Here is a 25,090-nt window from a genome sequence, read left to right as displayed (position 1 = left end):
AATCCTTATCCGCGTTCGTTCTTGACGATTTCGGTCATCGTCACGCCAAGCTTTTCTTCCACCAGAACCACCTCGCCGCGGGCAACGAGACGGTTGTTCACATAGATGTCGATCGCCTCACCCACCTTGCGGTCGAGTTCCAGCACGGACCCCGGCGCAAGCCGCAGAAGGTCATGCACCGGCATGCGCGCGCGCCCCAGAATGGCCGACACGCGCACGGGAACGTCGAACACCGCCTCAAGTTCCGCCGCGGTATGGGCGGCATTGGGATCCTCGCCGTCGCCGCCGCGGCGGCGCTCGGTCAGATGGTTTTCCAGGTCGAAGCCCGAAGGCTCGTCAGCGCCCGCGCTCATGACGGCTCTCCCGTTTCGCTCTTGTCAGCGTCATTGCCGGCCAGGCTCGGCAACAGATGATTCTCGATCGCCCGCGCCACCGCCGCTTCCGTGGCGACCCGATCCAGGATCATGCCGCCGTCGGCCCATTCGATCCGGCAGTCGCCGCGCGCCATGTCGGCTTCGCCGAGCACTACCAGACGGCCCTCGAAACCCCGTTCGCGGGCGAGCCGCGTCAGTTCGTCGTGAATGGCAGCCGAGTCTTCCTTGGCGAGGCGCACGACGAGGTGGGGCGCCTTGCGCAAAGGCACGAAGGCGTCCTCGATCACCGCAAGCACAAGCTCACGCGGCTGCCGCTCGATCAGGCTGCCCGCGAGCTTGAGGCCGATCACCTCGGCAAGACGCATGGCTTCCGCCTCGATCCTGAAACGCTCGGTATCCAGCACCGCCAGGATCGACTGCGCCGCATTGGCGAGCCGCGTCGCCTCTTCGACGAGGCGCCCGGCCGAACGCGCTTCGGCCGACTCCCGCCCTTCGGCGAGCCCGCGCTGATATCCGGCCGCCTCCGCCGCCGCCAGCGCCGCTTCATGATCCCGGAGCATCACGGTCGGTTCGGGCGGCGCAACGGGCTCGGGCCGCGGCAGCGGCGCCGAGAAATCGGTATCAAACAGGAAGCGGGCCGGTGCGGCCATGAGATCTGGTCCTTTCGAGGGGCTCGTCACATGACGAGCTCGTCCTCACCCTTGTTCTTCGAAATCATGATCTCGCCCTTGGCGGCGAGGTCCTTGGCGAGATTGATCATGCTGGCCTGCGCGTCATCCACATCGCGCAGACGCACCGCCCCCATGGCCTCCATGTCTTCCTTGAGCATGGCCGAGGCGCGCGCGGACATGTTGGCGAAGAACAGCTCGCGCACACCTTCCTTGGCGCCCTTCAGCGCCAGACCCAGCTTGTCCTTTTCCACCGCGCGCAGAATGGTCTGGATGGCGCTGGCGTCGAGCTTGCCGAGATCGTCGAAGGTGAACATCAGCGCCTTGATGCGGTCGGCCGCGTCGCGATTGTTCTCTTCGAGCGCGGTGATGAACTTGGCCTCGGTGTTGCGATCGAAGCTGTTGAAGATCTCCGCCATCAGTTCGTGGGCGTCACGCCGCTGCGTATTGGTCAGATTGGACATGAACTCGACGCGCAGCGTCTGCTCCACCTTGTCCAGAATGTCCTTCTGCACGCTTTCCATCTTCAGCATGCGGTTGACGACTTCCAGCGCGAACTCGTCCGGCAGCTTGGACAACACGCGCGCGGCATGGTCGGAGTTGATCTTGGACAGCACCACGGCGACGGTCTGCGGATACTCGTTCTTGAGGTAGTTGGCGAGCACCGTCTCCTGCACGTTGGAGAGCTTTTCCCACATGTTGCGGCCAGCCGGACCACGGATTTCGTCCATGATCGCGTTGACCTTGTCCGCCGGCAGCACCGACAGCAGCAGTCGCTCGGTCGTGTCGTAGTTGCCGAGCAGCGCACCCGACGACGACACCTTGGTCACGAACTCCACCAAGAGATCGTCCAGCATGGTCGGCGTGATCGGCCCCAGCTTGGACATGGAAATGGACAGCTGCTTGATCTCGATCTCGTCCAGCAGCTTCCAGATCGGCCCGCCGTAGCGATCGCCGAGCGCCAGCATCATCACCGCCGCCTTTTCGGGCCCGGTCAGCTCACGCTGTTCGGACGCCGAGGAGATCGTCAGTGAGTTGCCATGCGCAACAAGGGCGGTGGGAGAAAGATTATGGTGTTCCATGTCAGGCTGCCACCGCCTCCGTCAGCCAGTTGCGAATGAGGATCGCGGCTTCGTTCGGGTTCTCTTCCACCAGTGTTCCCACCTTGCGAACCTGGTCCATCTGCATGGCGCCTTGCGCCTTGGCTTCCTCGATGCGGGTATTTGCCGGCGAGGTGGCCTCCGGCGGCGTCAGCGGCTTGCCATCGGGTCCAACCTCGGCGATCACCGGCTTGCCGTCGGAGTTGAGCACCACGGTGATGGCATTCTTGCCCGTCGAGGCGGCCTCGTTCAGCGCATCGGTGATCTGCGGCACGGTGATGTGCTCGGGCTCTTCATCCATGTCCGGCGTCACGATCCGGCGAATGAGCGGCCGCACCGCGAACAGTAGGACCAGCAGCGACACCAGGAACAGCACGCCCATCTCCGCAAAGCGGACGATGTCATCCTTGGAGAAGTCGAACATGCCGGGCGCCGCGAGAGCGGCCGGATCGGTGGGGGCTGGCGGCGCGTCGGCAAACTGCAGGTTCACCACCTGCAACTGGTCGCCACGGTTCTGGTCGAAGCCCATGGCCGTCCGCACCAGCGTCGAGATCTGATCGAGTTCGGCTTGCGGCCGCGGTGCGTAGACCATCTTGCCCGTGGCGTCCGGCGCATAGCGGCCATCCACCAGCACCGCCACCGACAGACGCTTGACACCGCCCACCTCTGTCACCTGCGTGGTGGTCGTCTTGGAGATCTCGTAGTTGACCGTTTCCTCGGTGGTCTGCGAGTTGTCCTTCACATTCGACTGCGCGCCGCCCTGACTGCCGTTGGTGTTGGCATTCGGGACCTGATTGCCGGCGGTCACCTGACCGCTGCCCGCCGTATCCTGGCTGAGCGCCTGCTCTTCGCGCGTCTGGGTCGAGCGGACCACCTGACCGTTCGGGTCAAACACGTCCTTGGTCTGCGAGATGCGGTTGAAGTCCATCTCCGCCGCCACGCGCACACGCGCCCGGCCGGCACCGACCACGCTCTCGACGATGTCGCGGACCCGGCTCTCCACTTCCTGCTGATAGGACTGTGTCCGCTGATCGGCGGTGGAGGCAAGATAGGCCTCGCTGTCGTCACCGCCGCCTTGCGCCAGCAGGCGACCGGTCTCGTCGACAACGGAAATGCGTGAGGGATCAAGCCCCGGCACAGCCGAGGCCACCAGATGCTGGATGGCGCGGATCTGTTCAGGGCCGAGCGTGCCACGCGTCTTCAGCACGATCGACGCCGTCGGCTTCTGCTCGTCCTTCTTGAACAGCTGCTTTTCCGGCAACACCAGATGCACGCGCGCCTGGTCCACCTGGCGGATGGTACGGATGGTGCGGGCCAGTTCCCCTTCGAGCGCCCGCAACGCGTTGACCGACTGCACGAAGGACGTCGTGCCGAGCGCATCGGTCTTGTCGAAGATCTCATAGCCGACACCGCCGCCCGACGGCAGGCCGGCTTCGGCCAGCTTCATGCGTGTCGCAAGCACGTTCGCTTCCGGCACCAGGATCGTCGAGCCGTTGTTCTGCAGCGTATAGGCGACACCCGACGATTCCAGCTCCTGCGCGATCGCCGAGGAATCTTCCATGCTCAGCCCGGTGTAGAGCGGAACCTGCTGCACCTCGTTGAACCGCATCACGACAAAGGCGAAGAAGCCGACGAGACCCAGGGCCACGGCGCCCATGGCCGCAATGCGGCTAGGTCCCAAGGCTTTCAAGAAATCTGTGATTCCGGACACTCCGAACGCCCCGCTCGCACTTGAATAGAATCGCCGGCCTCAAGCTAGCGTACTCGGCAAGAATTTCCGCATGAACATGGTAAACAAGTTATTAACGCGCGTTTACCTTTTTAGCGGAGTGGCGGAATTCCGGGATTTTTGGTTGAGGATATTTCAACGCAACGCGGCAAATTTTGCCTAGTGACTGTGGAGAACGTCGATCGGGCCGATCGGGATGCGGCACGGCTCGGTGCGTTGACCCCGCCTGCCGGGCATCAGCGCCGGCTACTCGCGGTGTGGGCCACATGGATCGCCGCGGTCACCGTCGACGCCTCGGCCCGAAACGCAACAAGCCACCACGCGGACGGGCCGCATGGTGGCTGTCGATGAATGGCAAATCGTCGGTAGCGCCCTCAGGGGCGATACTGCTGCACCCGAGTGGCGCGCAGACCGGCAAGACCGTGCTTGTCGATGGATTGCTGCCAGGACAGGAACTCTTCCACCGTCAGGGTATAGCGCTTGCAGGCTTCCTCCAGGGAGAGAAGCCCGCCGCGGACGGCGGCGACAACTTCTGCCTTCCGGCGGATGACCCAACGCTGGGTACCCTCAGGAGGCAGATCTGCAATCGTCAAAGGACTCCCATCGGGTCCGATGACGTATTTTACTCGGGGACGCATTTGTTCGGTCATCTTACTCTCACACAAATCTGACCTTCAGTGAGAGAGACTACCCCAAGGCTTTTAAAATTCGCCTAACCCGACTGCAAGAAATCGGTAATAATTATAATAACTTGCCAGATAAAATATCGTCTTCTCCATTAGGAATTGGCAATTGGATTTCAGCCATTTGTCCGCTTTTCAGCCCTGTAAAGGTTAACGGCCTGTCCCAATTGCAGGCTTCTTTAAGTCCCTCAAGAATAAGAGGAAAAAACAAAAATTTCGCCGGTCTTGCAGAAAAGTTGGCAACCGGTGATCTCCTGCAACCAACGACAAAAACCCGTCGTGAAGCGCCAGGGCGGGCTTCACGAACAGGCTTCCATCCTCGGGAAAGGGCTCGAACGCTCCTGTTACGACGTCGTTCCGATGGAGATGAGGCTCGAGAGCGGGACAAGCGATCCGTTGATCTCCAGGAAAGGCTGGCTCGACGAGGTATCGACCCGCTTGACCGTGCCGGAGATCTCCGTCGTCACGTCCACCGCCGTGCCCTTGGAATTGGTTGCCGAAACGGAAATGGTATAGGTATCGTCTGACTTCGACCAATCGGTCCCGTCGGTTCCCTTGCCGTCCCAGCTGTAGCTGTTCGCCCCTTTTGTCAGGGCCGTCGTCCCCTTGTAAACGACAGCGCCGGCCGAGTTGGTAATGGTCACCTCGGCGCCCGTCACCGCCTCGCCCGAGTTCAACGACCAACTCGCCTTGCCCGACTGGAACTTGGTGGTGTCGGAATAGGCGGTAACGTCCTTGCCAAGATAGTTGACCAGCTGCAAGGCGGCGTTGGACGTCAGCGTCGACAGCATGTTGGTCAGCTTGTCGTTCGTCTGGATCTGCTGTTCGACCGCAGAATACTGCACCAGCTGCTGGGTGAACTTGTCAGCGTCCATCGGCTCCAGCGGGTTCTGCGTCCTGAGCTGGGTGGTCAACAACGACAGGAACGTGTTGTAGTTGGCCATCATCGCGTTTGTGGCGGACGAACCGGTGGTCTTGTTGCCGGTCAGGCTGCCGCTGGTGGCGGTATTGGTGGAGCCGACTGTGCTCATGGCGTCACCGTCCTCAAACCTTCATGTCGACCAGGGCGTCACGCCGCCCGCGGTAGACGTCCGCGACCACCGAGGTCGACGCATCGCCCTCGGTGCCCGCTGCATCAGCGTAGTAGCGCGGGCGATTCTCGCCCTGCTGCTGGTTCCATTGCCCCTGATTGGGGCGATCGCCGCCGCCATCCTGGCGCAGCGAGAGAGACACCGATCCGTCACGCGTGCTGAAGCCAGCGTCGCGCAGCGTCTGTTCGATCTGGCGCTGGTCGCGGCTCAGCGTGTCCAGCGTGTCGGCGCGTTCAACCGTCAGATGTGCCCTGGCCGAGCCATCCGAACCGAAGTCGAGCTTCACGTCGATCCGGCCGAGCTCTTCCGGATGCAGCCGCACCGAGAAGCTGGTCTCGCCACTGGTCGCTTGCCGGACGATCTCGGCTCCCACATGGGCCACGGGAACCGCGCGAGAGAAGCCAGCCCCGCCCGCTTCTGCGGTTGCCGGGGCTGTCGGGGCATTCGCGGATTGCTGACTTCCTGTCAGGCCGGCCAGGTTTGTTACGCCTGTGTCGCTGCCCTTGTCCGATATCGGGGTATCCTGCGTCCCCTGCCGCAGGCGCTCGACGAAGGCCTTGGCGGCATTGGAAATTCCGGTCACCGTCTTGCGCTCGGCGAGACCGAAGGCCGACGTCCCCACGGCACCGCCCGTCGACGCGCTGACGCCGTCCGACACGGTCGACGAGGTCGTTTCGGTGCTGGCGCGGCGATCGCTGGTCAGGCGCACCTGCACGGCGGCAGTGGCGAGGCTGGCGGCTGTGGCCGTCGCAACATCGGTGCTGGCGACGTCCGCATCGCCCGCCTGCCCTTGCAGCGCGGCATTGGCCACGGCCACAACAGGAGCCGTCTGTGCCGGCACACCGACCGCATCCGTCACGGGGCGGTCAACCGAAGGCTGTGGGGTTGCGGTCTGGGCCGGCCGGGGCTCCACTGGAGCAACGGGCTGCGGAGCCGCATTGGCCTTGGGGGCCTCGGAGGTTGCTGGCGAAACCGGCTCTGGAACCACGAGCGTCACAGCCGGGCCGACTGCCTCAGCCATATCGACCGGGGCCGAAACCGGCGCTGCGACAGCCTGCTGCACGGGCTGCGGCACCACTGTCGGGGCCGCCGCCGACTCATCGAGTTTTGCATTCGCCTGCACGGACACCGAACCCGCCGCCACCGGCTCAGCGGACACCACCGGCGTTTCGGCTGGCGCCGTCGGAAGCGGGCTGGCCTGAGCCGGAGCGGGCACGTCGGCCTGAACAGGAACAGCAACGTGAGCCGGGACCATCGCAGGAACAGTCGGGGCGGGACCGGCGACAACGGGAGCCGCCGCAGGCTTTTCCACCGCTGGCGCTGCCACCGGCGTCTGCGTCACGGTCACCGCGACATCGGACACCGCGACATCGGCAAGCGTGTTCAGTGCGGCCTGGAACTCACCGTCAGCGGCCAGCCGGGCAACCGCCACCTTGGCGGACGGCATTGGCGCTTGTGCGGCCACAGGCGCGGCCTGCCGCACGGCAGGGGCTTCTGCGAGATCGAGTGTCACCGGCTGGGGCGTGGGTGCAGCCACCGTCGGCACGACCGGAGCCACGGGCGCCACCTGCGCCGCGACGTCGCCAACCGCCACCACAGACGGAGTAGCCGGCACCGCCGCCGGCGCAACAGCAGCCTGTGTCTGATCGTCATCGCTTTCGGCAGGACGGGCAGGAGAAGCCACTGCTTCCTGCACCGCCGCCGGAACTGTCGCCGCCTCCGGCACCGTGACGGAAGCCTGTTCGACGGCCGGCATCGCCTTCAGCGCATCGACAGCCACCGAAGCCGAAACAATGGCCGCGTCGACAGAGACTTCCGCCTTTGGAGCGCTCGTCGGGGACGCGACCGGCTTTTCGGAAACGACAGCAGGGGACGCGTCAGCGACAACGGGGGGCACATCAGTGGCAACGGGGGGCACGTCAGCGGTAACAGGCGACACGTTGGCGGCAACTGCCTCGACCACCGGCATGGCCACTTGGTCCGCCTTGGGCGCAACCACCGGAGCCTCGACGCTGGACGCAGCAGCGGGCATCGCAACCGGCTTGGCAACATTTGGAGCCGCGACCTCGGCCACCGCCTCGGTCAAGACGTCCTGCGCCGCCTGCGGCGCAACTTGCTCAGAAACCTGGACAGGCGTCGCGGCATCGGCAGAGACGGCTTCCGGCGCCGCTTCCGCGCTGAGCGGCTGGCTCTGCGGCACCACGTCATCCGCCGGCGCCGCCACAACGGGCGCCACTGTCTGCAAATTGATGGGAGCGGTCACATCGGCAGGCGCCGCGACCGGCTGTTCGGCGGCGGGCGCCAGAGCTGCCGGCGCCGGCCGCACCTTTGACGGGTCGACGGCAGACGAAGCGGCAGTGACAAACTCGCCCCGCTCAGCTGCGCGATCGGTCTTGGCAGCCGCATCGACAGGCGCCTCTTCGATCGGCGACTGCGGCACCGGCGCGGCGGCCATCTCCGGCACGAAAGACGGAACCGGGGTGCGATCTGCTGGAACCGCGTCTTCAACACCAAGGCGATCAGGAGCCGCCACGGCCGGAGCAACCGGCACCGAATCTGCCTTCGGAGCCACGGGAATCTGCAACTGAAGCGCCGCGACCAGTGCCGCCGGATCGGCAACCACGGGCGTCACGGATGCATCGGCATCGGCCTTCGGGGCGGCAACGGCAGGCTCGTCTTCCGGGGCTGCGACCACCGCGGTGGTCGCGGCTACCACGGGGCTCTGCACCGTCGCCGGCGCATCGACAACCGGCGCCACAGCCTCAGTCGGCGCCGTCTGCAACAGGTCGAGGAGAACTTGAAGGGATGCCGTCGTTTGCGATGGCTGCGCCACCGGTGCATCAACCGGCGTGTCCGCCGCTACGCTGGCGTCAACGCTCGCAACCGGCTGCGCATAGGCAAGCTGCGCGGGATCGCCAGCCACCGCAGAGTTCGGCGCGCTGTCGGCACCTTGATCCAGCGCCTCAGTGGTCGCCAGCAAGGACGCGAGATCGACGGTACCTGCGGCCCGCTCGGGCGCCAGTTCCGGCGCGACCGGCGTCGCGTCCGCCGTCTTCACAACTTGTCCCTCGACCACGCCCCCCACCGGGGCCGACACGGCCGTGGACGCAGCCTCGGCCGAAACCAGGCCAAAGAAGGAGATAGCCCCCTCACCCGTCGACGGCGCAGCGCCGGCCGGAACAGCCGTCAGATCGCCGATCAGACCGCCCTGGGCGGCCGGCATCTGAAACAGGGAAGGAAGAGGGGCTACACTCGACATGGGAATCCGGGTTTCGCGCGAATACAAAGACTCGCTCTTTTCTCTGCAACAGCGGGGCCAACTGCCCTCAGGCAGCTCGAGAGGCAGAAAAGCTTGATTTTCCGCCCCCTGATCCCATATGCCGGCTTCAGACAGCCTGACTGCCCCGGCAGGAGTTTCCTGAGAGCCCGGCAGAAACTGCCGGTCTGCAATCCAGCTTTCCCGCTGGAGCCCTTGCGGCAAACAGGCTATGAAAAGAGTGGTTTTTGCGGCGCCACTGCCGCCTTGCTGCACCGTGCCGCCTCAGGCGGACGGCGATGGATAGCGATGATGTTGAACAGCCTCGATCTTGAAGGACGTCCGGAAGACACCCGCGTCGTCGTCGCCATGTCCGGCGGCGTCGACAGTTCCGTGGTGGCCGGCCTCCTCAAACGCGAGGGCTATGACGTCGTCGGCATGACCTTGCAGCTCTACGACCATGGCGAGGCCATCCATCGCAAGGGTGCCTGCTGCGCCGGACAGGACATTCACGACGCCCGCGAAGTCGCCGCCCGCCTCGGCATTCCCCATTATGTGCTCGATTATGAAAGCCGCTTCCGCGAGCAGGTGATCGAGCGCTTTGCCCAGAGCTACATTGCCGGCGAAACGCCGATCCCCTGCGTCGCCTGCAACCAGACGGTCAAGTTCTCCGACCTTCTGGACACCGCCCGATCGCTCGGCGCCAAGGCGCTGGCCACCGGCCATTACGTGCGCTCGCGCCTCGAAGGCGCCCACCGCAGCATGTATCGGCCGGTCGATCTCGACCGCGACCAGAGCTATTTCCTCTTCGCCACCACGCAGGATCAGCTCGATTTCCTGCGCTTCCCGCTCGGCGGCCTCACCAAGCCCGAGACGCGCGAACTCGCCCGCGAGTTCGGCCTCGAAATCGCCGACAAGCACGACAGCCAGGACATCTGCTTCGTGCCCGAGGGCAAGTATGCCGACGTGATCGAGCGCCTGAAGCCCAACGCGGTGGAAGCCGGCGACATCGTCCATGTGGACGGCCGCGTGCTCGGCCGCCACACCGGCATCATCCATTACACCGTCGGCCAGCGGAAGGGCCTCGGCGTCGCCACCGGCGAACCGCTCTTCGTCATCCGCCTGGACGCGGCCACCAGCCGCGTCATCGTCGGCCCGCGCGAAGCGCTGATGACACGCCGCCTGCGCCTGCGCGATCTCAACTGGATCGGCGGCGGTTCGCTCGAAGAAGCCGCCCTCGGCCAGCGCGTGATCTACGCCAAGGTCCGCTCCTCCCGCGCGCCCCAGGCCGCCCTGCTGCAGAAGGACAACGACCGCATCGTCGTCGACCTGATCGACGGCGAACATGGCATTGCCCCCGGTCAGGCCTGCGTCCTCTACGACGCTCCCGGCGACGAAGCCCGTGTGCTCGGCGGCGGGTTCATCGAACTGACCGAACGCGGCATCAGCGCGGCGGCGGCGGAATAACCGTCGGCGCCTTTCAGGAACGATCGATCACTCCAGAGTGCGCAGCCCGCCGGCGTCAATCGCCTCGCGGATGCAGGTTTCCGTCACCTCTGACAGGCGCTTGTGCAGCCGCAAAGCCCGGCTTTGTCGCTTGGCTTCGGTGATCAGGATCACGGTTTCCACCTCGGCGCAGCCCTGGTCGCGACAGGCAAGCTCGGAGAGCGTGATCGTCGCGCCATCACAATCGCCATGCGCCCGCACCGCGGCCCTGAGGGCCTCGCGCCGTTCGTCGCTGATGGAGGCTCGCCTCGGCGCAAAGGGGTTCACGAAAGCCAATCCATAGTCTCCTGCCATTCCTGTGCCCGGGCTGCCTGTCTTGCCCACAGCCCGCACGCCTGCGCCCCAAAGCCCCTTGACGGACACCTGCTATCCGTCATAGCCATATGTAACGTTATAACATTACACATAGCAAGGAGCTTCCGCAATGGCCGACAAGCGGCTTCCCGTCACCGTCCTCTCCGGCTTCCTCGGCGCCGGCAAGACCACGCTGCTCAATCATATTCTCGCCAATCGCGAGGGGCGCCGCGTCGCCGTCATCGTCAACGACATGAGCGAAGTGAACATCGACGCCGAACTGGTGCGGCAGGACGGGGGCCTGTCGCGCACCGAGGAAAAACTGGTGGAGATGACCAACGGCTGCATCTGCTGCACCCTGCGCGACGATCTGCTCACCGAGGTCAACCGCCTCGCCGCAGAGGGGCGGTTCGATTATCTCGTCATCGAAGGCACCGGCATTGCCGAGCCGCTGCCGGTGGCCGCCACGTTTGATTTCCGCGACGAGGATGGCCGCAGCCTGTCCGACGTCGCCCGTCTCGACTGCATGGTCACCGTGGTCGATGCCGCCCAGCTCACTGCCAACTATTCCAGCCAGGACTTCCTGAAGGACCGCGGCGAGACCGCCGGCGAAAGTGACGAGCGCGCCCTCGTCGACCTCCTGGTCGAGCAGATCGAGTTTGCCGACGTGGTGATCCTCAACAAGGCCGACATCGCCTCCACTGCGGCCCTCGACACCGCCCGCAAGATCGTCGTCGCGCTCAACCCCGACGCCCGCATCCTCGAAGCCGCGCACGGCCGCGTGCCGCTCGCCGAGGTGCTGGACACCGGCCTGTTCGATTTCGACAAGGCACAGACCCACCCGCTCTGGTTCAAGGAACTCAACGGCTTTGCCGAGCATGTGCCGGAAACCGAGGAATATGGCGTGCGCTCCTTCGTCTATCGCGCCCGCCGCCCCTTCGATCCCGCCCGTTTCCACGCCTTCACCAATCGCCCCTGGCCCGGCGTCATCCGCGCCAAGGGCTTCTTCTGGCTGGCGTCCCGCCCCGATCACGTGGGCGAACTCGCCCAGTCGGGCGCGCTCGTGCGGGCGGGCCGGCGCGGCCTGTGGTGGGCCTCCGTGCCGCGCGAGCGCTGGCCCGACAGCGCCGACTGGCGCGCCGTCATGGCGCCCTACATGGATCCCGAATGGGGTGACCGCCGCCAGGAAATCGTCTTCATCGGCATCGACCCCATGGACGAGGTGCGCCTGACCGCCGAGCTCGACGCCTGTCTGGTCCCGCAGCAGAACTTCCGCCCGGACTGCTGGCGCGGCCTCAACGATCCCTTCCCCAGATGGGACGCCGCCGCCTGAGCCGCCGCGTCAGCGAGCCTGTGGCACGTCCTCGCCATGGGTCGCCACCGCCTCGAGCCGTTCGGCAAACTCGCGACGCAAGGTCCGGCGCAACTCCGCCGCCTTGTGCCGCCTGAGGTCGACGGCCGATTGCGGCACCCAGGCCGGCACCGGCGCCGGCTTGCCGGCGTCGTCCACTGCGACCATGGTGAAATAGCAGGAGTTGGTGTGACGCCGCACGCCCGAGCGGATATTCTCCGCCTCGACGCGGATGCCGATCTCCATCGACGTGCGGCCGGCATAGTTCACCGACGCCCGGAAGGTCACCAGTTCGCCCACCTGGATCGGCTCCTTGAAGATCACCTGATCCACCGACAGCGTCACCGCATATTGCTGGCTGTAGCGCGAGGCACAGGAGAAGGCGACGCGATCGAGCAGATTGAGCAGCGCCCCGCCGTGTACCTTGCCGGAGAAGTTCGCCATGTCGGGCGTCATCAGCACGGTCATTTCGAGAAGACGGGGATCGGACGGGAGTTCGGACATGCGGCGCGACTTTCTGCTGGGCCTTGCGGAATCAGGCAGCGATATCAATCTGGCATCGCAGACTTTCGGGCGCCAGCCGTCTTGAGGATAATGCGAAACGAAAAAGGCCCCGATCTCCGCGACCGGGGCCTTTCGCATTCGTCCATGTGGCAACAGCGCCGAGTCTGATCTGAAATTCGCTGGCGTGAGCCGGATGTCCACGCCAGTAGAATTTCTGGTCAGGATCTCAGACCCCCTTGGCAACCTCTTCCAGCATCTTCTTGGCGTCGCCGAAGAGCATGCGGTTGTTGTCCTTGTAGAACAGCGGGTTGTCGATGCCGGCGTAACCCGAGGCCATGGAACGCTTCATCACGATGGTCGTGTGCGCCTTCCACACCTGCAGCACCGGCATGCCGGCGATCGGGCTGTTCGGATCCTCTTCGGCCGCCGGATTGACGATGTCATTGGCGCCGATGACGATGGCCACATCCGTATTCGGGAAGTCGTCGTTGATCTCGTCCATCTCCATGACGATGTCATAGGGAACCTTGGCTTCGGCCAAGAGCACGTTCATGTGCCCCGGCATGCGGCCGGCCACCGGATGGATGGCGAAGCGCACGTTGACGCCCTTGGCACGCAGCTTCTGCGTGATCTCGTTGACCGTATGCTGGGCCTGAGCCACCGCCATGCCATAGCCCGGCACGATGATGATGCTCTTGGCTTCGCGCAGCATCTCGGCGGTTTCCTCAGCCGAGACAGCCTTGACCTCGCCCTGCGGCGCGGCCGCAGCCGACGCTCCGGAGCTTGCGCCGTCACCGGTGCCGAAGCCGCCGGCGATCACCGAGATGAAGTTGCGGTTCATCGCCCGGCACATGATGTAGCTGAGGATGGCACCCGACGAGCCCACCAGCGCACCGGTGACGATCAACAGGTCGTTGGACAGCATGAAGCCGGTGGCCGCCGCCGCCCAGCCTGAATAGCTGTTCAGCATGGACACCACGACCGGCATGTCGGCGCCGCCGATGGCCATCACCATATGCACGCCGAAGCCCAGCGCAACCAGCGTCATCACGGCGAGCGAAATGCCGCGCATGGCGCCCGAGTCCGAGCCCAGGAACACGAAGGCGAAGAAGATCACCACCAGCAGGGCCATGAGATTCAGCCAATGGCGCCCCTTGAGCAGGACCGGCTTGCCGCCGACCTTGCCGGACAGCTTGCCGAAGGCGATGATCGAACCGGAGAAGGTGACGGCACCGATGAGGATGCCGATGTAGATCTCCACCTCGTGGATCGACTGTTCCGCCGGCGTCGCGAACACCGTGGACGTGTCGATATAGCTGGCAAAGCCGATGGTGCAGGCCGCCAGACCGACGAGGCTGTGCATCAGCGCCACCAGTTCCGGCATCTGCGTCATCTGCACCTTCTTGGCCGCGTAGAGGCCGACGGTGCCGCCGATCGCCATGGCGACGATGATAAGCGCAATGCCGCCGCCCGACACGCGCGGCCCGAGCACGGTGGCCAGCACCGCGATGCCCATGCCGATGATGCCGAACCAGTTGCCGCGCCGCGCCGTTTCCGGATTGGACAGGCCGCCGAGCGACAGGATGAAGAGAATGGTCGCTCCGATATAGGAGACAGTCGCAAGACCTTCGGACATTGTACTGGTCTCCTTACTTGCGGAACATCGCCAGCATGCGGCGGGTCACCGCAAAGCCACCGAACATGTTGACGGCCGTCAGCGTGATACCGATGAAGGCGATGATGCCGATCACGATGTTCGGCCTGACGATGCCGGCTGCGAGCGGCGGCGCGATCTGGATCAGCGCACCGATGCAGATGATCGAGGAGATGGCGTTGGTCACGCTCATCAGCGGCGTATGCAGCGACGGCGTCACGTTCCACACCACCATGTAGCCGACGAAGCAGGCCAGCGCGAACACGGTGAAATGGCCGAGGAAGGCCGCCGGCGCATAGGCACCCACCAGCGCGAACAGCACGGCCGCAACGCCGAACACGATGCTCAGCGTCTTCAGATCCATCGGCTCGCTCGAGCCGTGGCCATGCCCGCCCTTCTTGTCGGCCGGCTTGATGGCAGCCGCGGGCTTGGGCGGCGGCGGGGGCGGCAGCTTGATCGGCGGCGCCGGCCAGGTGACCGCACCTTCCTTGATCACCGTCAGCCCGCGGATGGCGTCGTCGTCCATGTTGACGTCGATAATGCCGTCCTTGGTCTTGCACAGCTCTTCGGCGAGACGCAGCAGGTTGGTGCCATAGAGCGTCGACGACTGCTTGGCGAGGCGGCTCGGCATGTCGGTGTAGCCGACGATGGTCACGCCATGGCGCACCACCGATTCACCGGGAACCGTCAGCTCGCAGTTGCCGCCCTGCTCGCCGGCCAGATCGATGATCACCGAACCGGCCTTCATCGACTGCACCATTTCCGCCGTGATCAGCTTGGGGGCCGGCTTGCCGGGGATCAGCGCGGTGGTGATGACGATGTCGGCATTCTTGACCTCAGTGGCATACATCTGCCGCTGCGCCGCCTGGAAGCCCTCGGACATCACCTTGGCGTAACCGCCACCGCCCGAGCCCTCTTCCTCATAGTCGACCTTGACGAACTCGCCGCCCAGCGACTTGACCTGATCGGCCACTTCGGCGCGCGTATCGTTGGCGCGCACCACGGCGCCGAGATTGGCCGCCGTACCGATGGCGGCAAGACCGGCGACACCGGCACCGGCGATGAACACCTTGGCCGGCGGGATCTTGCCCGCGGCGGTGATCTGGCCATTGAAGAAGCGCCCGAAGGCATTGGCCGCCTCGATGACGGCGCGATAGCCGGTGATGCCGGCCATGGAGGTCAGCGCATCCATCTTCTGCGCGCGGCTCAGCTGGCGCGGCAGGCAGTCCATGGCGAGCACCGTCACCTTGGCGTCGGCCAGCTTCTGCATCAGCTCCGGGTTCTGCGCCGGCCAGATGAAGGAGATCAGCGTCGTGCCGGCCTTCAGCTGCGCCACTTCCTCGAAGCTCGGGGCGCGCACCTTGAAGATGATGTCGGCCGCAGCATAAAGCTCGGCCGCAGTGGCGGCGATCGTCGCTCCGGCGGCGGCAAAGGCCTCGTCGGAGACGGAAGCGCCCTCGCCCGCGTGGCTTTCCACGGAAACCGTGAAGCCAAGTTTGATCAGCTTTTCAACGACTTCCGGAACCGTGGCGACGCGTCGTTCGCCCGGATAAGTCTCTTTGGGTATTCCGATGTTCAATGTCATGACGCTCTCGCCAAGTTGAAGATTGCCACCATGGAAACCAACACATCTCATGCCGGTGCCAAGTTCGCGTGACGCGACCGGCGCCTCAGATTCTCAGTTCACGGACTTCAGGAAATACTTATACATCAGACGGTTACTGACAGCCGGCATACGTCTCGCCCCTTACGCAACTTGCACGAAGCGGCCATCCGCCTGACAACGCCCCTCGCTGGCCCGCCCGCTGCGCAACCCCGCGCAATCACTCCTGTTTCGGCTGTGCACCCCGCCGATTCCGACCCTGAAATCGTTTACCGCAAAGCTCCACATGCGACAATGAGCACAAAAGATCGATTTACGAAATGGGGAGACTACGAATGGGTGCACGACCTTATACCGATGGATGCACTACGCATGCATCAGGCATGTATATCGCCCTAAATCGCTTTAGTTTCTGATAGTTAGCACTCAGGAAAAGCTCGAAAAAGTGCCTCGAAAAAGGGCAGCTCTTGCGCCAGACGCAAGGCAGTTGTCTCAAGAGCGATCCCCTCCGCCACCAGCATTCTGAGGTCGCCCGCGCACAATCCGCCGCGTCACTCACCGGCCTGGCAAGCGCCCACACGGATATCGCGTGCCAAATGTCCGCGCTATCGGGAGTCAAATGAACCAAAGGCGCCGGACCGGCAGGTCCGACGCCTTTGAAAGATCTGCGAAGCCAAAGCCCGAAGTGTCCAGCCCTCAAAGCAGGAACAGCGCCATCAGCACCAGAAGGACGACCACGCTGATCGTGCCATATTTGAAAAGATTGACGAAGCCGGCATAGGTCCGCTCATGCTCGGCATAGTCCATCGCGTTCGATTCTTTGGCAGCCATGATCCCCTCCTCCAGGAAACGGTCGCACCGATGCCTCCTGTGTAGCGCAAAATCATATGAGGGACAATGCGTACAAGCCGCCGCAGCTAGCCTTGCGCCGCAAGGCGATCCTGAAGCCAGCGAACCAGTCCGTCCTCATCCACCTCACCGGCTGCAAGGGCCATGATTGCCGCGGTTGCCTCCAGCGGCGATGGACGAAACTGAATGCCGTTCCAGCGCAGGAACACCATCATGCAGGCAAAGGCCGCACGCTTGTTGCCATCAATGAACGGATGATTGCGCGCAAGCCCGAAGGCATAGGCGCCTGCAAGCTCAGGCAGCTCCTCGACGCCATAGGCCCACTTGTTCCTTGGACGGTCCAATGCCGACTCAAGCAATCCAGCGTCGCGCAGTCCGGGGGCGCCGCCGAATATCGCAAGCTGCTCGCCGTGGATCATCAGGGCAAGTTCCCGAGATATCCATTTGGGCTCACTCATTTGGCGAGCGCCTTGAAGGTGTCCTGGTACTCCTTGAAGAGATCGCGCGCGATCTTGAGTGCGGCCTCATGATCAGGGTCATAGGGCGTTATCTGCAGCGTACGATCAGGCAGTTCCGAGACATGCAGCCAGTCCCCCTGCTGCAGATTGAGCCGGTTCATCAGCTCCTTCGGCAGGATCAAGCCGGTGGAGTTGCCGATCTTCTTGACTTCGAGCTTCATGGCGCACCTGCGGGGTCTGGCTTCGTTATACATTCAGTATAACAAGCCAGACCCCGGCATTCAACATCCTGTTGAACGTTTCGTCCAACAGCTGGACAGCGGATCGGAAATCCCCTGTCCACGCCACGATGCCCTCCGCTCAGGCGCTCAGTCTTCCATCGCCTCAAGCTCGCCGATCATCCGTTCGATGACGCCGAGGCCCATCTGCCAGAAGGACGGATCGGTGGCATCGAGGCCGAAGGGTGCCAGCAGCTCCTTGTGATGCTTGGTGCCGCCGGCTTCCAGCAGCGCGAAATACTTGTCCTGGAAGCCCGGCTCGGCCTTTTCGAACACCGCATAGAGCGAGTTCACCAGGCAGTCGCCGAAGGCATAGGCGTAGACATAGAAGGGCGAATGGATGAAGTGCGGGATATAAGTCCAGAAGGTCTCGTATCCCGGGCCGAAGGAAATGGCCGGCCCGAGGCTCTCGCCCTGCACGCTCAACCACATGGCGTTGATGTCCTCGGCCGTCAGCTCGCCCTCGCGGCGGGCCGCATGCACCTTGCGCTCGAAGGAATAGAAGGCGATCTGGCGCACCACGGTATTGATCATGTCCTCCACCTTGGAGGCCAGCATGGTGCGACGCTCGTCCTTGGTTTCCGCCTTGGCCAGCAGCGACTGGAAGGTCAGCATCTCGCCGAACACCGAGGCCGTTTCCGCCAGCGTCAGCGGCGTCTGCGACATCAGCGCCCCCTGCTGGCCGGCCAGCACCTGATGCACGCCGTGGCCGAGCTCATGGGCCAGCGTCATCACGTCCCGCGTCCGGCCGAGATAGTTGACCAGCACGAAGGGATGCGCCGACGGCACCGTCGGATGGGCAAAGGCACCCGGCGCCTTGCCGGGGCGCACCGGCGCATCGATCCAGTTCTCGTCAAAGAAGCGCCGGGCGATGTCGGCCATGCGCGGGCTGAAGCGGCCATAGGCGTCGAGCACCGTCGACTTGGCCTCATCCCAGGGAACCGTGCGGTTGACGGCACCGGGCAGCGGCGCGTTGCGATCCCAATAGGGCATCACTTCCTTGCCCATCCACTTGGCCTTCAGCTTGTAATAGCGATGGCTGAGCCGCGGATAGGCCGCCTGGACGGCCGAGACCAGGGCATCCACCACCTCGCGCTCGACCCGGTTGGACAGATGCCGCGCGTCGGCGAGATCCTTGAAGCCGCGCCAGCGGTCGGAAATCTCCTTGTCCTTGGCCAGCGTGTTGGTGATGCGCGCGAAGACGCGGATATTGGCGCCGAAGGTCTTGCCCAGCGCTTCCGCCGCCGCCTGCCGCTTGGCCGGATCGCTCTCCTGCAGAAGATGCAAGGTCGGCTCGATGGTCAGCTCTTCGCCATCCACGATGAAGCGCAGCGAGGCGATCGTCTCGTCGAACAGCCGGTTCCAAGCCGAGTAGGACGTGATCGACTTCTCGTGGAACAGCTCCTCCACCCGGTCTTCCAGCTGATAGGGCTTCTCGAGACGGATGTCGGTGAGCCAGGGCTTGTAATGGGCCAGCGCCGGATCGGCAAAGCCGGCATCGAGCAGGGCGTCGTCGATGCGGTTGAGCTCCAGCTCGAAGAACAGCAGGCCCGAGGAGATCGCCGTGATCTTCTCCTGCACGTCGCCATAGAACTTGGCGCGCGCCGGATCGGTGGTGTCGCCCGAATAGCGCAGCCCCGCATAGGACATCAGCCGGCCCATCAGGTCCTGCAGCGCCTCATAGCGGCGAACGATATCGGCCAGCGCCGCACCGCCATTCGCACTGCCGACGATCGCCGCCAGCCGCCCCTTGCAGTCGGCCGAGAAGGCTTCTGCCAGCTTGGCCGCCTGCTCGATATCGGCCGCGATCTCCGGCGCATCCTGCGACGCATAGAGCGCGCTGAGGTCCCATTCCGGCAGATTTTCGCCCGCAACAGCAGCAGCAGGTTCGGCAGGCGAGGCGAGGAAGGCGGGCAGATCGGTGGCGCGATACATGCAGAAACTCCGGGATGCGCGGACAGGCCGTCCGCTCAACTGGTCCGCCCAAGCCTGCAGGCCCGGGCCGTGACCTGTCAATATTGGGTTCCCTGTGGAGCAATCAACCCAAATCCGGAAAAAGGCGCGTTACTAACCTTGCCTTAACCGATCGCGCCGCACACTGCCCCGAATTGATACACAACCTTAAACAAATCAAGGCAGTCGCAATGGCAGGCCGCATCCTCATCGTTGACGACGACCCGATCCAGCGACGGCTTCTGGAAGAAGCCGTGAAGCGGCTTGGCTACGAAGCCCAGACGGTCGACGGCGGTGAACAGGCGCTCAAGATGCTGAGCGCGCGGGACGATTTCGATCTCGTGATCCTCGATCTGGTCATGCCCGACATCGACGGCATGGGCGTGCTCGAACGCCTCTCCCGTTCAGGCATCGCCCTTCCCGTGATCGTGCAAACCTCGCGCGGCGGCATCGACACCGTGGTCGGCGCCATGCGCGCCGGCGCCTTCGATTTCATCGTCAAGCCGGTCAGCCATGAGCGCCTCGCCGTCTCGATCCAGAACGCCCTGAAGGTCACCGCCCTCGAGGGCGAGATCCGCCGCACGCGCAAGCCCACCGGCGGCACGCTCACCTTCAAGGATATCGTCACCCGCAGTCCCGAGATGGCCCGCGTGCTGCGCCTCGGCGAACGCGCCGCCAACTCCGGCATTCCCATCCTGATCGAGGGCGAGTCCGGCGTCGGCAAGGAACTGGTGGCCCGCGCCATCCAGGGCACCTCCGACCGCAAGTCCAAGCCCTTCGTCACCGTCAACTGCGGCGCCATCCCGGAAAACCTCGTCCAGAGCACCCTGTTCGGCCACGAGAAGGGCGCCTTCACCGGCGCCGTCGACCGCCACGTCGGCAAGTTCCAGGAAGCCCACACCGGCACGCTTTTCCTCGATGAGGTCGGCGAGCTGCCGCTCGACATGCAGGTCCAGCTCCTGCGCGCCATCCAGGAGGGCGAGATCGAGCCCGTCGGCGCCCGCCGCAGCCAGAAGGTGGACTTCCGCCTGATCTCGGCCACCAACCGGCGCCTGCTCGACATGGTCAAGGAAGGCCGCTTCCGCGAAGACCTCTACTATCGCCTCAACGTCTACCCGATCTTCGTGCCGCCGCTGCGCGACCGTCGCGAGGACATCCCGGCCCTGGTCGATCACTTCATCGCCCGCATCGGTGCCGAAGAAGGCAAGCGCCGCGTCACCGGCATTCGCTCCGACGCGCTCGCCATGCTGTCGGCCTATAACTGGCCCGGCAACATCCGCCAGCTGGAAAACACCATCTTCCGCGCCATGATCCTGTGCGACGGCCACGAGCTGACCGTCGGAGAGTTCCCGCAGATCGCCGCTCAGGTCGGTCATGTCTCGGCGCTTCGGCGCGTCGAGGATGGCGACGTGGCCCAGCCGGACAGCCGCACGGCCCAGCCGCCGCAGGACCTCGCCGCAACCGAATCCTTCGATACGGCCGCGTCGCACGCCGGCGACATGATCGGCGTCGCCGTCACCCAGCCCAGTCGCCACGAGCCGGCGCCCTTCGGCTTCATGCGCTCGCTCGCCGATGACGGTCATGTGCGCAGCCTGACCGAGGTCGAGGAAGAAATGATTCGCCTGGCCATCGACCACTACGGTGGCCGCATGGCGGAGGTCGCCCGCCGCCTCGGCATCGGTCGCTCGACGCTCTATCGCAAGCTCAAGGAATATGGGCTGGCGGAGCTCGACGACTCGGGTGTTGCTGCCGAGTAACAACGGCAGTGGAAAAGCCCCTCTCACGCGGTTGACACTTGCCAAAGGGCGAGTCGCCAACCGACAACAGGTTTGATTAACGCATTCCGGACGGGGAGCGGCGTCGAGCTGCTCTCGGAATGCCTCCGGTGAGCAATATGAAGCCTTCGCTGAAAAAGTCCCTGCTGTCTTCCCTGGCTCTGGCCGCCCTCTGCGCCAGCCTGCCGATTGCCGCTCTGGCCCAGGCGCCGACCGCGCCTGCCCCGGCCGTCGAGACGATCATCGATCAGGCTGCCCCCGTCGAGCAGGCCCAGCCGGCCACCGTGCCCGAAGCCATTGCAGCCCTGCTCAGCACCGATCAGGCCAAGGCGACCGGAGACACCAAGCGCCGCTATGAGGCCATTGCCAGGTTCTACCAGGACCGCGGCAACCTGCCGCTCTGGGTCGAAGGGGATCATTTCTCCACCAAGGCCCAGGCGATCATCGCCCGCATCGGCCGCGCCGCGGAAGACGGCCTGAACCCGGCAAGCTTCACGCTGCCCGACCCGGCCTTCAAGGCGGCTGCCGGCAGCGACGCCACCGCGCTCGCCACCGAGGAAGCCAAGCTGTCGCTCGCCCTCGTCACTTTCGCCGAGCAGGCGTCCGGTGGCCAGATCGTCCCCTCGCAGATCTACAAGGACATCACCCGCAAGCCGCAGCGCATCAAGGCGCAGGACGCGCTCTATGCCGCGCTGAACGCCGCCGATGTCGACACCGCACTCGACGGCTTCAACCCACCCAATCCGCAGTTCAAGCGCCTCAAGGCCAAGCTCGCCGAATGGCGTGCCGCTGACCACGCGACGCCCCCGCCGCCGGTTGCGCTTGCCAAGACCATCAAGCCCGGCATGTCCGACGTCGGCGTGCCCGCCCTGCGCACCCGCTTCAGGCTGCCCGACCAGACCGACCCGACCCAGGTGCTCGTCTACGACGACGCGCTTGTGCAGGCGGTCGAGGCCTTCCAGACCGAGAACAATCTCACGCCGGACGGCGTTGTCGGACCGCGCACACTCGGCATCATCAACGCCGCCAGCCAGAACATCGAAAGCGACATCATCGCCAACATGGAGATGTGGCGCTGGATGCCGCGCGATCTGAGCCGCGACTATGTCTTCGTCAACGTGCCCGAGTTCATGGTCCGCGTGTTCCGTCATGGCACGCAGGTGCATGAAGCCCGCGTCGTCGTCGGCAAGGTCACCAACCAGACGCCGATCTTCTCGGGCGAGATGCAGTATCTCGTGGTCAATCCCTACTGGAACGTGCCGCAGTCCATCAAGATCAAGGAAATGCTGCCGGACATCCAGGCCGATCCGGCCGGCTATTTCGCCCGCCACGGCTATGAGGCCACCTGGAACGGTCAGGTGATCGATCCGGCCACCGTGATCTGGGACGAGAATGCGGTGAAGGCGGTCGGCATCCGCCAGGTGCCCGGCGAAGCCAACGCGCTCGGCCACATCAAGTTCATGTTCCCCAATCAGCACGCCGTCTACCTGCACGACACGCCGTCGCGCAAATTGTTCGGCCGCGACGTTCGCGCCTTCAGCCACGGCTGCGTCCGCGTTGACGACCCCATGTCCTTTGCCAGCGCAGTCCTCGAGGGCGATCCCAACTGGAATGTGCCCAGGCTCGAGTCCCTGTTTGGCGGGCCTGAGCAGCGCGTGGACATCGCCACCCACCTTCAGGTTCACATTGCCTATTTCACCGTCGCTGTGGATGACCAGGGCAATGTGAAAACCTGGGACGACATCTACGGCCACGTCCGCAAGATCAAGGCCGCGCTTGGGATCTCCGACACCTGATCAGGTAAATCCCTCATAATGCTCGATGAATCTGGCTTTGCCCGCGGGTCGCCCTGCGTGACGAGGCCGGATTTTTCGCGTTTTGCATCTCCCAAACTACGCACTTGGCGTTTTCGGGCAACGCCTGTATTGTGGCGCCACGCTCGGGGGACGTGCTTCAGGGCAGCATGAGCAGAGGAATTTGGACGCGGTTGCGACGGTTACGGTAAACCGTTGCTTAATGGTTGGTCGCAATAATGCCGAAAGGCTGGGCTTAACCCCATTTCCAGGCAGACTCGCTTGACACAGTTTCGTTCTTCCAAGAATTCCCTTCGAATCCGCGCCACAGGCACCGGTGAGCCGTCTTCGGTTCCGGTGATGCGCACGGATAACGTTGCGTTCGGCCCGCGTACTCTGGGCAACAGGATTATCGGTGCCGCCTTTGGTGCTGCCTGCATCTTCGCCGCCATGACCTCGGTCGCCGCAGCAGAGACCCGTACGCTCGACCTTTACAACATTCACACCAAGGAACGGCTGACCATCACCTTCAAGAAGGATGGTCGCTACATTCCCTCGGCCTTGGCCGAGCTCAATCGCTTCCTGCGCGACTGGCGTCGCAATGAAGTGATCAAGATGGATCCGCGCCTGTTCGATGCGGTATGGGAAGTCTACCAGAAGACCGGTGCGCGCCAGCCGCTGCACGTCGTCTGCGGCTACCGTTCGCTGGCCACCAACAACATGCTGCGGTCGCGTTCATCGGCCGTGGCCGAGCACAGCCAGCACACGCTCGGCCGTGCCATGGACCTCAACATTCCCGGCGTGTCGGTCAACACCATCCGCGCCATCGGCATCAAGCTGCAGAATGGCGGTGTCGGCTGGTATCCCAACGCCAACAGCCCCTTCGTCCATATCGACGTCGGCAATGTGCGTGCCTGGCCGCGCATGACCCGGACCCAGCTCGTCAGCCTGTTCCCGGACGGCAAGACCGCTCACATCCCCGCCGACGGCAAGCCGCTCCCCGGCTATCAGCAGGCGCTCGCAGAAATTCAGAAGAAGCGCGGCGGCCAGTCGACAACGATGATGGCCGACAGCGGTTCTGGCAAGCGCAGCGGCGGCCTGCTCGCCATGCTCTTCGGCGGCAATGAAGACGATTCCGCCGAAATCGGCGCGGCCGATGACGATAGCGTTCCGGTGAGCGCCAAGCCGGCCAAGCCCGCGGCTCCGGTCGCGGTGGCCGCAGCGCCGCAGGTCAACACGCCGGCTCCGGCGATCGCCGCCGCCCCCGCAGCAGCTCCGGCTGCACAGCCCGTCCTTGTCGCCGCCTTCGCGCCTCGGCCGCTGCCTGCGCCGGAACGGCCGCAGCAGAATGTCACATCGCTGGCCGACGCCACCTTGCCGGCCTCCGCCGCGCAGTCGGTGCCCTTCCAGATGGCCAGCGCCGATATTCCGCCGCTGCCGCTCGCCCGTCCGGATTCGCTCGGCGACGCCGACGTGGCAACAACAGTTGCCCTCGCCGTCCCGCCGGTGCTGCCGCCGCAAAAGCCTGACATGCCCGAGGTGACGCTCGCCTCTGCCGAGGCTCCGGCTCCGCGTCCGCTGGTCAACCCGCGCAATGACGCCATCGCCGCACAGATGGCGCTGGCCGAAGTGGCGCATGACACCGCGCCCGCCCCCGAGGCACAGTCGCCTGCAACGGCGCTGTCCTTCGCCGACCCGGTGGCCGCTCCGAAGCCTGCACCGGTCAAGCCCAGGCTTCCGGTCCAGATGGCCTCCCTCACCGGCCCGGCCGCGGCTCCGCAGCCGCTGGTTCGCGGTCTCGACGCCGGCGGTCCCGCCTCCCTGTCGGCCCTGGCAGACAGCAAGGCCGATATGTTCGGTGGCAATATCGAAGCCCCGCTCGCCACCAGCGACGGCAGCCCGTCGCTGCTCGATGGCAGCCAGTCGGTCTATTGGGGCGCCTTCGCGCGGTTGGCTCACCCCAACCAGCGGAACCTGGCACCCTTGTTTGCCGCTCCTGTCATGGTCGCCAGCGCCTCCTTTGGCGCCCGTCCCTATGGCGACATGACCGCGACCCATTTCGCCGGCAAGGTGACGCCGCCCAACGACATCGTCGAGTTCCTGCCCGACAACCAGTTCGCCTCCCGCTGACGCGAGGCGAACTGACGCTTTCCCCAAGACCACAACATGCA

20 protein-coding genes are annotated in these 25,090 nt (G+C 64.6%); 5 read left to right on the top strand and 15 right to left on the bottom strand.

Annotated features, from left to right (window positions below; translation table 11 throughout):
• Positions 1-5 precede the first annotated feature (5 nt).
• The 7 genes from fliN to L2I41_RS15225 form a co-directional block, all read right to left on the bottom strand.
• Positions 6-353: a flagellar motor switch protein FliN gene (gene fliN / locus L2I41_RS15255; RefSeq protein WP_237154434.1), complete on the bottom strand. Its 348-nt coding sequence runs from the start codon at positions 351-353 to the stop codon at positions 6-8.
• Positions 350-1,024 (bottom strand): FliH/SctL family protein, encoded by a 675-nt coding sequence (locus L2I41_RS15250; RefSeq protein ID WP_237154433.1) that lies wholly within the window; start codon positions 1,022-1,024, stop codon positions 350-352. The genes fliN and L2I41_RS15250 overlap by 4 nt, the downstream gene beginning before the upstream one ends.
• 26 nt (positions 1,025-1,050) lie before the next feature.
• Positions 1,051-2,124: a flagellar motor switch protein FliG gene (fliG, locus tag L2I41_RS15245; RefSeq protein ID WP_237154432.1), complete on the bottom strand. Its 1,074-nt coding sequence runs from the start codon at positions 2,122-2,124 to the stop codon at positions 1,051-1,053.
• Between the two features lies 1 nt (position 2,125).
• Entirely contained in the window at positions 2,126-3,832 is a 1,707-nt protein-coding gene (gene fliF / locus L2I41_RS15240) for a flagellar basal-body MS-ring/collar protein FliF (RefSeq protein ID WP_313791143.1), read from the bottom strand.
• Between the two features lie 413 nt (positions 3,833-4,245).
• On the bottom strand, positions 4,246-4,521 hold the full coding sequence (sciP, locus tag L2I41_RS15235; RefSeq protein ID WP_026784035.1) for a CtrA inhibitor SciP: 276 nt from the start codon (positions 4,519-4,521) through the stop codon (positions 4,246-4,248).
• Between the two features lie 377 nt (positions 4,522-4,898).
• A complete protein-coding gene (locus tag L2I41_RS15230; RefSeq protein ID WP_237154431.1) occupies positions 4,899-5,585 on the bottom strand; it encodes a flagellar hook assembly protein FlgD in 687 nt (228 codons plus the stop codon).
• A gap of 13 nt (positions 5,586-5,598) precedes the next feature.
• Complete coding sequence (locus tag L2I41_RS15225) at positions 5,599-8,904, bottom strand: flagellar hook-length control protein FliK (RefSeq protein ID WP_237154430.1); 3,306 nt, start codon at positions 8,902-8,904, stop codon at positions 5,599-5,601.
• Between the two features lie 312 nt (positions 8,905-9,216).
• Between L2I41_RS15225 and mnmA the strand changes: the two genes are divergently transcribed.
• Positions 9,217-10,368 (top strand): tRNA 2-thiouridine(34) synthase MnmA, encoded by a 1,152-nt coding sequence (gene mnmA, locus L2I41_RS15220; protein WP_390634299.1) that lies wholly within the window; start codon positions 9,217-9,219, stop codon positions 10,366-10,368.
• Between the two features lie 27 nt (positions 10,369-10,395).
• Here mnmA and L2I41_RS15215 read toward each other — a convergent pair whose 3' ends face one another.
• On the bottom strand, positions 10,396-10,683 hold the full coding sequence (locus L2I41_RS15215; protein ID WP_237154429.1) for a nitrate reductase: 288 nt from the start codon (positions 10,681-10,683) through the stop codon (positions 10,396-10,398).
• 148 nt (positions 10,684-10,831) lie between these two features.
• On the opposite strand from L2I41_RS15215, the gene zigA reads away from it, so the two are divergent.
• Positions 10,832-12,034 (top strand): zinc metallochaperone GTPase ZigA, encoded by a 1,203-nt coding sequence (gene zigA, locus L2I41_RS15210; protein ID WP_237154428.1) that lies wholly within the window; start codon positions 10,832-10,834, stop codon positions 12,032-12,034.
• 9 nt (positions 12,035-12,043) lie between these two features.
• On the opposite strand, the gene L2I41_RS15205 is transcribed toward zigA, so the two are convergent.
• The 7 genes from L2I41_RS15205 to L2I41_RS15175 form a co-directional block, all read right to left on the bottom strand.
• Positions 12,044-12,556 (bottom strand): acyl-CoA thioesterase, encoded by a 513-nt coding sequence (locus L2I41_RS15205; RefSeq protein ID WP_237154427.1) that lies wholly within the window; start codon positions 12,554-12,556, stop codon positions 12,044-12,046.
• 226 nt (positions 12,557-12,782) lie between these two features.
• Positions 12,783-14,192 carry a Re/Si-specific NAD(P)(+) transhydrogenase subunit beta gene (gene pntB / locus L2I41_RS15200; RefSeq protein ID WP_237154426.1) on the bottom strand — a complete coding sequence of 470 codons (1,410 nt, stop codon included), beginning with the start codon at positions 14,190-14,192 and terminating at the stop codon, positions 12,783-12,785.
• 13 nt (positions 14,193-14,205) lie between these two features.
• A complete protein-coding gene (locus L2I41_RS15195) occupies positions 14,206-15,795 on the bottom strand; it encodes a Re/Si-specific NAD(P)(+) transhydrogenase subunit alpha (protein WP_237154425.1) in 1,590 nt (529 codons plus the stop codon).
• Positions 15,796-16,509: 714 nt separating this feature from the next.
• Positions 16,510-16,644 (bottom strand): aa3-type cytochrome c oxidase subunit IV, encoded by a 135-nt coding sequence (locus L2I41_RS15190; RefSeq protein ID WP_237154424.1) that lies wholly within the window; start codon positions 16,642-16,644, stop codon positions 16,510-16,512.
• Between the two features lie 86 nt (positions 16,645-16,730).
• A complete protein-coding gene (locus L2I41_RS15185; RefSeq protein WP_237154423.1) occupies positions 16,731-17,120 on the bottom strand; it encodes a type II toxin-antitoxin system death-on-curing family toxin in 390 nt (129 codons plus the stop codon).
• A complete protein-coding gene (locus L2I41_RS15180; protein ID WP_237154422.1) occupies positions 17,117-17,341 on the bottom strand; it encodes an AbrB/MazE/SpoVT family DNA-binding domain-containing protein in 225 nt (74 codons plus the stop codon). Before L2I41_RS15180 ends, L2I41_RS15185 begins: the two co-directional genes overlap by 4 nt.
• Before the next feature lie 147 nt (positions 17,342-17,488).
• Positions 17,489-19,333, bottom strand: a complete 1,845-nt coding sequence (locus L2I41_RS15175) for a M3 family oligoendopeptidase (RefSeq protein ID WP_237154421.1) — start codon at positions 19,331-19,333, stop codon at positions 17,489-17,491.
• 209 nt (positions 19,334-19,542) lie between these two features.
• Here L2I41_RS15175 and L2I41_RS15170 point away from each other — a divergent pair, with 209 nt between their 5' ends.
• The 3 genes from L2I41_RS15170 (at position 19,543) to mepK (ending at position 25,049) form a co-directional block, all read left to right on the top strand.
• Positions 19,543-21,108, top strand: coding sequence for a sigma-54-dependent transcriptional regulator (locus L2I41_RS15170; RefSeq protein ID WP_237154420.1), 1,566 nt, complete (start codon positions 19,543-19,545; stop codon positions 21,106-21,108).
• A 137-nt stretch (positions 21,109-21,245) separates the two neighbouring features.
• Positions 21,246-22,922: a L,D-transpeptidase family protein gene (locus tag L2I41_RS15165; protein ID WP_237154495.1), complete on the top strand. Its 1,677-nt coding sequence runs from the start codon at positions 21,246-21,248 to the stop codon at positions 22,920-22,922.
• Positions 22,923-23,279: 357 nt separating this feature from the next.
• The gene (gene mepK, locus L2I41_RS15160) at positions 23,280-25,049 is read left to right on the top strand and encodes a peptidoglycan L,D-endopeptidase MepK (protein WP_237154419.1); all 1,770 of its coding nucleotides are present in this window, start codon (positions 23,280-23,282) and stop codon (positions 25,047-25,049) included.
• Positions 25,050-25,090 lie beyond the last annotated feature (41 nt).

Origin of the sequence: Oryzibacter oryziterrae, assembly GCF_021864535.1 — a bacterium.
GTDB lineage: Bacteria > Pseudomonadota > Alphaproteobacteria > Rhizobiales > Pleomorphomonadaceae > Pleomorphomonas > Pleomorphomonas oryziterrae.
Note: the sequence above shows the minus strand (reverse complement) of the source record. Positions and strands in the feature narration are given on the sequence as shown.